The following is a 9,866-nucleotide window of genomic DNA, read 5'->3' as shown; positions in this document are numbered from 1 at the left end:
ACACTATAGTAAATATATACAATATCATATTATTATATTAAATAGAACATATTAATTAATAGATATTAACTAAATATTATATCAAATAGTATTTAATAGGGGGAAAATGTTATGGAAAATATTAGAAATGAGATTGACTGTAGAGGATTAAATTGCCCAATTCCAGTAGTAAATACAAAAAAATATTTTGATGCTTTAGAAAGTGGTATAGGAGTAACTGTTGTAGATAATGAGGTTGCCAAAAATAATGTGGTTAAATTTGCTCAAGGAAATGGATTTAATTATGAAATAGAAGAAAGAGAAGGCAATATATACTATATAACAATTACAAAGGGCGAAGTTACAGTAGAAGAATTAAATCTAAAAAGTTCTAAAGAAAAAGAAGAGACTTTTACTATTGTTATAGGTTCAGATAAATTGGGAAATGGAGATGATGAACTTGGAACAGCTCTTATAAAGAGTTATTTATTTGCACTTTCGGAGGCTGAAGTTATACCAACCAATTTAGTATTCTTAAATGCAGGGGTAAAGTTAGTAGTTGAAGGAGCACTTACCCTTGATAGTTTAAAAAGATTAGTAGAGAGAGGTGTAAATGTACAAAGTTGTGGTCTTTGTTTAGATTTTTATGGATTAAAGGAAAATCTTGCAGTTGGAGAAATTAGTAATATGTATGCAATAATTGAAATAATGAATAAAGGAAAAACTATAAAGTTATAAGAAATAGTGCTAGGAGATATACGAAATGAAAGAATTTTTAATTGTAACTTTTAATAATACTCATGAAGCCATGAAAGCTGAATCAGTATGTATTAACGAAAAGCTTAAGGTTACTATGATGCCAACACCAACATATATAACTAAAAGTTGTGGAATAAGCTTAAAGGCGGATATTGGTATTGTAGATAGCTTAAAAGAGATAATAAAAGATAAAAAGATGGAGTTCAAAACTATTTATCAATTTACTGATAGTAAGTTAATAGAGTTAAATATTGACTAACATAATATGAGATGGTAAAAAATAAATATAAAACAATATAGTTTATTGATATAAATATTTGGAAACAATGATATAGGAGAAGAATATGAAAGAATTTGAATTAAATGATATTGTAGAAACTAAAAAAACACATCCATGTGGTAGTAATAAGTGGGAAATAATTAGAATGGGTGCAGATATAAAAATTAGATGCACCGGATGTGATAGAATTGTTATGATTCCTAGAAGTAAATTTGAAAAGAGTGTAAAGAAAATTCTTAAGAATGAGGGAAAATAAGATAACAATATTGACTTGATAGTTTTACTATGATATAATTTGATGATGTAATCCCTGCTGTGAAAATCACAGCCGTTAGTCCGGGGGGAGGAGGTGAAACTAATGAGAGCATATGAAACTATATTCATATTACACCCATCATTAGACGAGGAGGCTGTTAAAGCTAACGTTGAAAAATTTAAAGGTGTAATAGAGAACAATGGTGGAGAAGTTGAAAGCGTTGACGTTTGGGGTAGAAGAAAGCTAGCTTATGAAATCGCTAAAGTTAACGAGGGTGTATACACATTAATCAACTTCAAAGCTGACGCTGAATTACCTAAAGAATTAGACAGAGTATTCAGAATTACAGATGGTGTTATAAGACATATTATAATCAATCCAGAAAGCAAGTAGGTGGTATGAATGAATAAGGTTGTTTTAATCGGAAGATTAACCAAAGACCCAGAGTTAAAATTTACTCCAGGTACAGGTACAGCTGTAGCCACATTTACAATTGCAGTTAATAGAAGATTTAAGAAGGAAGGTCAACCGGATGCTGACTTTATACCTGTAGTAGTATGGGGTAAACAGGCTGAAAGTACTGCTAATTACATGAGTAAAGGTAAACTTTTAAGTGTAGCTGGTAGAATTGAAACTCGTTCTTATGAAGCTAAAGACGGTGGAAGAAGATATGTTACTGAAGTAGTAGCTGATGAAGTAAGTTTCCTTGAATGGGGTGGCAATAAAACATCAGGAATGAATACTGGAGCTGTTTCTCACAATGATTCATCAATACCAACAGATTACTTTGGTGGAGGAGATATGACTCCGATTGATGATGGTGAGGATATGCCATTTTAATAATTAGGTAAGGAGGTAAGAGCAATGGCTTATGATAGAAACGATAAGAATGATAGAAGAAAAGGCGGAAATAGAAAAAGAGCTAAGAGAAAAGTATGTGCTTTTTGTATGGATAAAGCAACTTCTATAGATTATAAAGATATCAATAAATTAAGAAAGTACGTTACAGAAAAGGGTAAAATATTACCAAGAAGAATTTCTGGAAACTGTGCTAAACACCAAAGAATGCTAACTGTAGCTATTAAGAGAGCTAGAAACATAGCATTATTACCATTCACAACTGAATAGTAATAATTTATTTGGTAAAACAAACATATAATTAATAAAAACTAGTGAATCGTTGTTATTCACTAGTTTTTTATTTTAATCTCAGAATAACTGTGAAATAAAGGTAAATATACCTATAATCATGTTGCATAAATATTAAAAAAAATTTACAATAGACTTATAGCCTAAAGAAAGGATGATTCTTATGAGACGAGAAGAGTTTAATATTATGTCCAATATAAAGATAATAGAAGGACTAAAGGCAGAATTAGTTTGTATTGTAGGTGATTTTTTTAAATTATTAAGTAAAGGGAGTAATATAGCACAAGATGCAATTTTAGATTGTATATCAGGAGCAATAATAATATTATATATTTTAGCGGAAAAATTAGGATATTCTCATTTAGCAATTGATGAAACTATGAAGAAAAAATTAAAGGTTGGTATAGTAGAAGGTGATCCTCTTGAGAAAAATGGAAAAGAGCTTAGTAAGCTTTATGACCATATAAGAGAAAGGAATTAGAAGGAGGATGTTATGGAACAAAAGATTAATACAAAGAGTTTAATAGAAGCTGCGTTGATGGCAGGTATTATAACTATAATAAGCATTAGTGCATCATACATTTTATTATTTTATATAATAGGGTTAATATTGTTGCCGATTTTGGTAGCTCTTATTTACTATAGGAATGGAATGAAGTATTCAATAGGAGCTGCATTAATAAGCACAATATTAGTAGCTATATTTCTCAATCCTATTTTGGCTATAATTTCAGGTATGTCTTATGGGATAATAGGTGTAGTCTTAGGTTACTGCTTAAAAAATCAAAAGAAAACATATAATATATTAATCGCCCTGATTATTGCATGTATAATATCAATGCTTGTTGAGGTATGGTTAACTAGTAGGCTTGTTAGCAATATAGGTGTAATTCAATTTATTAATGATAAACTGAATACATATATGCATGAATTTAAGGAATATATAACTCAAACTAAAGAAATTTATAGCAATATGGGTATGAATGCTACTCAACTACAAATGTTTGAACAAATAGAATCTATCTTTACAGTTGAGCTTTTAGCTATGTTGATACCAACTGTATTATTTATAGCTTCTTTTATACAAGCATATTCAACCATATTATTTACACATTTGATATTTAGAAAACTTAAATATAAAGAAATAAAATATTTAAGGTTTTCAGAGTTTTATGTATCTAATCTGGTTGGAGCTGCATTAATTGCTGTTATTAGCATATGTGCAATAGTTGGAAGTAGGGGGATTACAGGTAGCTTATTTTTATATAATGCTATTTTAATGTTAACAATTATGATATTAGCTGTGAACGGAGCAGCTGTAACTGATTATTATTTTAGAAAGAAACTAGGAATGCCTAAGGCAATGAGAATACTTTTAGTAATTCTTTTGTTTATAATAGGATCATCTAAAATTTTAGGAATAGTAGGTTTTGTAGAAATGATGTTAGATTTTAGAAAGCTGGATCCATATAGAATCAGAAAGGCGTAATATATGAGTAAAGAGAATTTTAAAGAAATGCTATTTAATTTTATAAAAAGTAAAATAGTTATAACTATTTTAGTTATATTATTATTAGTATTTTTTATAAAGGATATGTTAATTATTTCAAATATACTACTTCTAATATATGCAGCCGCTCTTTTGTATATTATATTTGATAATAGCAAGAAAGATAATTTTTCTAACAAAATTGAAAATATAATACACAAGGTTGATACTGTTAAGTCTACGGCATTTTCTAAGGTGCATTTTCCAACTATGTTTTTATTAGAAAATGGAGAGGTAATATGGTTTAACGAAAGTTTAGCTTTAAGATTAGAAAATAATGATATAGTAGGTAAAAATATAAAAGAAATAATTAAAGAGTTCAATATAAAATTAGCATTAGAAGGAAAAAGGTCAGAGTATAAAAATGTTGTTTTTAAGGATAGAATTTATGATATTTATATAAGTATTATTCAGGATTATGAGATTAATGAAGATAATAATCTTATAGTAATTTCTTTTGATGATATTACAGATAATGTTAATTTGATAAATCAAATTAATAATGCTAAAGAAAGTGTAATGCTCATAGAGGTAGATAATCTTGATGAGGTTATTAAGACTACAGAAGAAGATTTAAGACCACAGCTTATAGCAGACATAGATAGAACTATAAATAACTATGCTAATAGCCTAAAAGCGTTAATAAGAAAATATTCATCAAATAAATATGTATTAACAACTAAAGATGCTAATATAGAAACTGAGATGAATAAAAAATTTGATATACTAGATATAATTAGAGAAGTAAGCAGTGGGAATAAACTTACAGTTACTCTAAGCATTGGAGTGGGTAGAGGTGGAGAAAATCCAGCTCAAAATCATGAATTTGCCACTATAGCAAAGGATTTGGCTCTTGGAAGAGGTGGAGATCAATGTGTAGTCAAGAGCTTTGAAAAAGTATCTTTTTATGGTGGAAAAACTAAAGAAGTCGAAAAAAGGACTAAGGTTAGAGCTAGGGTAATTGGTCATGCACTTTTAGAACTGATAAATGAAAGTAGCAATGTAATTATAATGGGACATCACAATCCAGATATGGATTGCTTGGGAGCAGCAATAGGAATGTATAGCACCATACGTTCTTTAAATAAGGAATGTTATATAGTTATGGATGATCCTCATGATGCTGTGCAGTATATGTTGGACAGATTAGATGATGATGATAACTATAAAGATACATTTATAAATATAAATGCAGTTAAAAATATAAAAAATGATAAAAGTTTATTAATATTAGTTGATGTTCATAATGAAAGTTACGTACTTTCTATGGAGGTAGTAGATTACTTCAGTAGAATAGTGATTATAGATCATCACAGGAAAACAAAAGACTTTATACAAGGTACAATGTTAAGTTATGTGGAAACCTATGCATCATCAACATCAGAATTAATAACAGAATTAATTCAGTATATGGTTGAAAAACCAAAATTGAGAGAAGTAGAAGCGGTAGCTCTATTAGCAGGTATTTGTCTAGATACTAAAAATTTCTGTTTTAAAACTGGAGTTAGAACCTTTGAAGCAGCAGCATTTTTACGAAGGCTAGGTGCTGATACTGTAGATGTAAAAAGAATTTTTAGTGAAGCTTTAGATATTTACATAACAAGAGCAGATATAATAAAAACTGCAAAGGTTAAAAGTGGAATAGCTGTAGCGAAATGTCCACCAGAAATATCAAATTCTGTATTACCAGCACAAGCAGCGGATGAATTGCTAAATATTACAGGTATTCAAGCATCCTTTGTTATTGCTAAAATAGAGGAGGGCACTTATATAAGTGGAAGATCCTTAGGTGAAATAAATGTTCAGGTAATATTGGAATATTTAGGTGGTGGAGGACATTTAACAATGGCAGCTGCTAGAATTAAAGATTCTAATCAAGATGAGGCAGAAGAATTATTAAATGATGCTATAGAAAAATACTTAAGGAAGGGTGAATAATAATGAAAGTTATTTTATTACAAGATGTAAAATCAGTTGGAAAAAAAGGAGAGGTTGTTAATGCTTCCGATGGATATGCAAGAAATTTCTTGTTTCCTAAGAAGTTGGCACAAGAGGCAAATGATGTTAACATGCATATTTTAAATAAGAAAAATGAAGCTGATAGAAAGAAGAAATTAGCTGAAATAGAGGAAGCTCAAAAAGTTGCAAATGAACTTAAGGATAAAGAAGTGATTATCTATGCTAAGTCAGGAGACAATGGTAGATTATTTGGAGCTATAACCACAAAAGATATTTCTCAGGAAATGGAAAAACAATTAAATATAACAATAGATAAGAAAAAAATAGTAGTTAATACTATTAAAACTATGGGATTATATGATGTAGAAGTAAAACTATATCCTGAGATATCAACTAAAATAAAGGTTATTATAAAAGAACAACAATAGATTTTAAAAACCGAGGGGAGGAAAGCATAGAAGGTATAAAAGTCCTTCTATGCTAATAATTTTGAATATAAATTCAGTTGATAAAATAAATAATTTTAGCTTAGAAGAAGAATTAACTATGGAAGTAGAAATAGAAGTTTTAGAAGAAGTTATGTACAAGCTTTTAGATGAAGGCACTATTAGAGGTAGAGCAGTAAAGTTTAAGGTTCAAAAGCATTTAAATAGTAAAGATATGTATAGAAAACTTTATGCTATAAATAAAATAGTTACTAATGGAAAAGGAATTAGTGTTCCACCAAGTGATAATAATATAGAAGAAGTTTTAAAAGAAACTAGCCTAGAAATAAGTGAACTTCTAGCTAAAAGATATGTACAAAATAAATTAGATGCAGAAGTGGAAAAGCAAATTATAGAAAAACAGGACAAGTATATAGATGAGGTAAGACTAGGAATCATAAAGAAACAAAGAGGACCAGAGAATAGTAAGACATTAAAGAAATATGCAGAGTTTGAATGTTTAGATTCAAAGCATTTAACTCAAAACATTATGAGTATGCTTAGACCTGATAGTTTTTCAGAAATAATTGGGCAAGAGAGAGCTATTAAATCTTTAATATCTAAGATGGCATCTCCATATCCACAACATATAATTTTATACGGACCACCAGGAGTGGGTAAGACTACAGCAGCTAGGATTGCGCTTGAAGAAGTTAAGAAATTAAAGCATACGCCATATGATAAGGATGCAAAGTTTGTAGAAGTAGATGGAACCACATTAAGATGGGATCCAAGAGAGATATCAAATCCTTTATTAGGTTCAGTACATGATCCTATATATCAAGGTTCAAAGAGAGATTTAGCTGAAAGTGGTACTCCAGAACCAAAGACGGGACTAGTTACAGAAGCACATGGAGGAGTTTTATTTATAGACGAAATAGGTGAATTAGATTATACTCTTCAAAATAAATTATTAAAAGTTTTAGAAGATAAAAGAGTTGAGTTTTCATCATCATATTATGATCCAGATGATGAAAGTACACCTAAATATATTAAGTATTTATTTGACAATGGTGCTCCAGCTGATTTCGTTCTAATAGGTGCTACTACTAGAGAGCCAAGTGAGATTAATCCAGCATTAAGATCAAGGTGTACTGAAGTTTATTTTGAACCACTATCTTCTGTAGATATAGAAAAAGTTGTATTAAATGCAGCTAAAAAGTTAAATATTAAATTAGAGGATGGTTTAGCAAAAGAGATAAGCAGATATACTATAGAAGGTAGAAAAGCTGTAAATATACTTGCAGATGTATATGGATATGTATTATTAAATAATGAAGAGAGAAATGATGTGGTTATAACTATTTCTGATTTTAATGAAGTAGCATCTAATAATAGATTAAGACCATATGAAGATATTAGTGATTTAGATTCTAAGGAAGTTGGACAGATTTTTGGTCTTGGAGTATCTGGATTCTTGGGGTCAACTATAGAAATAGAATGTTCAAGTTTTGAGGCTAGGGAAAAAGGTAAAGGAACTATTAGATTTAATGATACTGCTGGATCTATGGCAAAAGATTCTGTTTTTAATGCAGCCTCTGTTATAAGAAAGATTACTGATAAGGAAATCAGAGATTATGATGTTCATGTAAATGTTATTGGTGGTGGAAAAATTGATGGACCATCAGCAGGTGCAGCTATAACAACATGTATTATAAGTGCCATTTTAGAAAAACCAATAAGACAGGATATTGCAATTACTGGTGAAATATCAATAAGAGGTAAGATAAAACCAGTAGGAGGAGTGTTTGAAAAAATATATGGAGCAAAAAGAAAAGGTATAAGGCAGGTAATAATACCAAAAGATAACTTGAAGGATGTTCCATCTAATATTAAAAATATAGAAGTTACAGCTGTATCAACAATAGAAGAACTACTAGAGTTAGTATTTTAGATACTTTGATTATTAAAACCCTGTAATATGATTATGCAGGGTTTTAATTTAATTTTATAAATAAATGTTTGGATTTTTTTATAACTACATTATAATTAAAGAGAAGGATTTTATAATAAATAATGTTTTCTACATTATTTATTCCTTGAGAGTACATATAGGAGTTTTCTTTTAATATATCGCAGGAGGTAATAATATGAGTGACTCACTTAGAACTATGCCACAAAATATAGAAGCTGAGCAGTCAGTAGTAGGGTCTATGTTAATAGATAAGAATGCTATTGCACAAGCTGCAGAGGTTCTTTCAGCTGAAGATTTCTATAAAGATGCTCATAAGACTATTTTTAAGGCTATTAGAGATTTATATAATAAAGATATACCTGTAGATATGATAACCTTGGTAGACTATCTAAAATCTAATGATATGCTTGAGCAAGCTGGAGGGGTAACATATATTATGGAGATAAGCACCTCAGTACCTTCTACAGCTAATTTATCTTCTTATATAAAAATTGTTGAAGATAAATCAACCCTTAGAAGGCTAATTAGAAGCTCAACGGAAATAATTGAAAATAGCTATAATAAACAAGATGATGTAGAATCAGTAATAGACTTGGCAGAAAAAAATATATTTAATATATCTGAAAAACGAAGTACTAGTGATTTTGAACCTATGAGTACTGTATTGGAAAGAGGATTTTTAGAGATAGAAAAGATTTTTAATAATAAAGGTCAAGTAAATGGAGTAGCTAGTGGATTTAAAGATTTAGATGCAAAAACTTCAGGGTTTCAGAGCGGAGATATGGTTCTAATAGCAGCTAGACCATCTATGGGAAAAACTACATTTTGTCTTAATATAGCCCAAAATGCAGCTATTAGAGATGGTAGGAAAGTTGCAATATTCTCATTAGAAATGAGTAAGGAGCAATTAGCATATAAGCTCCTTTGTGCAGAGGCTAATGTAGATATGGTTAAGCTTAGAAATGGAGATTTAGACGATAGAGATTGGGAGAATATAGCAAGGGCTTCAGGACCACTTGCATCTGCGGGAATATATATAGATGATACTGCAGGTATTTCTGTCATGGAGATGAGGTCTAAATGTAGAAGACTTAAAATAGAGCATGGAATAGATTTAATTATCATAGACTATCTTCAATTAATGTCAGGAAGCAATTCTGATAATAGACAACAGGAAGTATCAGAAATATCAAGAAGTATAAAAGCTTTAGCTAAAGAAATGAAATGTCCAGTAATTGCATTATCTCAATTATCCCGTGCACCAGAACAAAGGGCAGACCATCGTCCTATGTTATCAGATTTAAGAGAATCAGGTTCTATTGAGCAGGATGCAGATATAGTTATGTTCTTATATAGAGAATTTTATTATAGCAAAGAAAAAGAAGATGAGAACATAGCGGAATGTATATTAGCTAAACATAGAAATGGTGAAGTAGGAACCGTAAATTTAGCATGGATAGGTAAATATAGTAAATTTGGAAACTTAGACTTAGTTCATCCAGAGTAATTTAAATAGATTTCGTAGAAATTAGTAA

Annotated in this window: 12 protein-coding genes; all 12 read left to right on the top strand. The window is 29.7% G+C overall.

Annotated features, from left to right (window positions below; genetic code table 11):
• The first annotated feature begins 111 nt into the window (after positions 1-111).
• The 12 genes from yedF (at position 112) to ACTNBA_RS15250 (ending at position 9,838) form a co-directional block, all read left to right on the top strand.
• Positions 112-717: a sulfurtransferase-like selenium metabolism protein YedF gene (gene yedF, locus ACTNBA_RS15305; protein WP_441075108.1), complete on the top strand. Its 606-nt coding sequence runs from the start codon at positions 112-114 to the stop codon at positions 715-717.
• Positions 718-742: 25 nt separating this feature from the next.
• A complete protein-coding gene (locus ACTNBA_RS15300) occupies positions 743-997 on the top strand; it encodes a putative Se/S carrier protein (RefSeq protein ID WP_035132011.1) in 255 nt (84 codons plus the stop codon).
• Between the two features lie 85 nt (positions 998-1,082).
• Complete coding sequence (locus ACTNBA_RS15295) at positions 1,083-1,274, top strand: DUF951 domain-containing protein (RefSeq protein WP_346849171.1); 192 nt, start codon at positions 1,083-1,085, stop codon at positions 1,272-1,274.
• Between the two features lie 102 nt (positions 1,275-1,376).
• Entirely contained in the window at positions 1,377-1,667 is a 291-nt protein-coding gene (rpsF, locus tag ACTNBA_RS15290) for a 30S ribosomal protein S6 (RefSeq protein WP_035132009.1), read from the top strand.
• 9 nt (positions 1,668-1,676) lie between these two features.
• On the top strand, positions 1,677-2,114 hold the full coding sequence (locus tag ACTNBA_RS15285; RefSeq protein ID WP_035132007.1) for a single-stranded DNA-binding protein: 438 nt from the start codon (positions 1,677-1,679) through the stop codon (positions 2,112-2,114).
• A gap of 24 nt (positions 2,115-2,138) precedes the next feature.
• Positions 2,139-2,402: a 30S ribosomal protein S18 gene (rpsR, locus tag ACTNBA_RS15280; protein ID WP_035132005.1), complete on the top strand. Its 264-nt coding sequence runs from the start codon at positions 2,139-2,141 to the stop codon at positions 2,400-2,402.
• 184 nt (positions 2,403-2,586) lie between these two features.
• Positions 2,587-2,904 (top strand): MazG-like family protein, encoded by a 318-nt coding sequence (locus ACTNBA_RS15275; protein WP_035132003.1) that lies wholly within the window; start codon positions 2,587-2,589, stop codon positions 2,902-2,904.
• A gap of 12 nt (positions 2,905-2,916) precedes the next feature.
• Entirely contained in the window at positions 2,917-3,912 is a 996-nt protein-coding gene (locus tag ACTNBA_RS15270) for a DUF2232 domain-containing protein (RefSeq protein WP_441075105.1), read from the top strand.
• A gap of 3 nt (positions 3,913-3,915) precedes the next feature.
• Complete coding sequence (locus ACTNBA_RS15265) at positions 3,916-5,910, top strand: DHH family phosphoesterase (RefSeq protein WP_441075104.1); 1,995 nt, start codon at positions 3,916-3,918, stop codon at positions 5,908-5,910.
• Positions 5,911-5,912: 2 nt separating this feature from the next.
• A complete protein-coding gene (gene rplI, locus ACTNBA_RS15260; RefSeq protein WP_035132000.1) occupies positions 5,913-6,359 on the top strand; it encodes a 50S ribosomal protein L9 in 447 nt (148 codons plus the stop codon).
• A gap of 118 nt (positions 6,360-6,477) precedes the next feature.
• On the top strand, positions 6,478-8,310 hold the full coding sequence (gene lonC, locus ACTNBA_RS15255) for a Lon family ATP-dependent protease (protein ID WP_346873853.1): 1,833 nt from the start codon (positions 6,478-6,480) through the stop codon (positions 8,308-8,310).
• Between the two features lie 196 nt (positions 8,311-8,506).
• The gene (locus ACTNBA_RS15250; protein ID WP_035131996.1) at positions 8,507-9,838 is read left to right on the top strand and encodes a replicative DNA helicase; all 1,332 of its coding nucleotides are present in this window, start codon (positions 8,507-8,509) and stop codon (positions 9,836-9,838) included.
• Positions 9,839-9,866 lie beyond the last annotated feature (28 nt).

This window comes from Clostridium sulfidigenes, from assembly GCF_052067195.1.
Lineage (GTDB): Bacteria > Bacillota > Clostridia > Clostridiales > Clostridiaceae > Clostridium_J > Clostridium_J sulfidigenes.
Note: the sequence above shows the minus strand (reverse complement) of the source record. Positions and strands in the feature narration are given on the sequence as shown.